The sequence below is a fragment of the Oleiphilus sp. HI0079 genome (assembly GCF_001635105.1).
The window spans coordinates 1-710 of sequence record NZ_LWFT01001045.1; the positions used below are offsets into that span (position 1 = coordinate 1).

Below are 710 nucleotides of genomic sequence, written 5' to 3' on the forward strand. Positions count from 1 at the left end.
TTGCCTTAATATCGCCTTGAAAGGCTGCTGCGAAGACGGAACCATAAAGTTCTACATAATTGCCGTCAGCATCAACAAGACGTTCTAACTCCGTTCGGCCTGAAGGCTGCCCCAGCGACACATCCCACCGCATGCGACCATCAGAAAGATCTAACGAGACAAGTTCTCCATTTGCCAACCCGATCAACACAGAGTTTTCAAAAATCATGGGGGCAGAAGTTCCCCGAAGAGACAATGCGGGCGTGTCACTGTCATACCTCCAACGCTGCTCACCGCTGGCTGTATTAAAGGCAAAGATACGTCCGTCACTTGAATGGACGACAACTGTTGCACCGTCACTAGCCGCAACACTTAAGGCTTCCGAGCTTAAACGTGAACGCCATAACTCTGTCCCGTCCTCACGAGACAGTGCAATGATTTCTCCCTGAAAACTCGTCACATAGATTCGTTGACTGTCTCCCGAAACACCACCACTAACACGCTGATCTAGGTCTTTCTCCCACTGAAGTTTACCGGTTTCGGTTGAACGCGCTTGAACATTTCCTTCAATATCGACAGTAAAGACCAAAGGGCCGCTAACGAAAGGTTCCAACTGAAGCTGAAGTTCATTGTCACCCGTTCCTGAATCGGCATCCCATAGTTCTTCAAGATCTACAGGGTCGTCAATATCGGTTAGCTCAGTCGGAACGTTCACAGTCTCAGAGCTACAA

General features: G+C 49.0%; 1 protein-coding gene. It reads right to left on the reverse strand.

Features of this window, described 5'->3' with window-relative positions:
- The coding region (locus A3750_RS18780) for a PQQ-binding-like beta-propeller repeat protein (protein ID WP_156498738.1) at nucleotides 1-694 on the reverse strand (694 nt) is incomplete at its 3' end.
- Nucleotides 695-710: the final 16 nt, after the last annotated feature.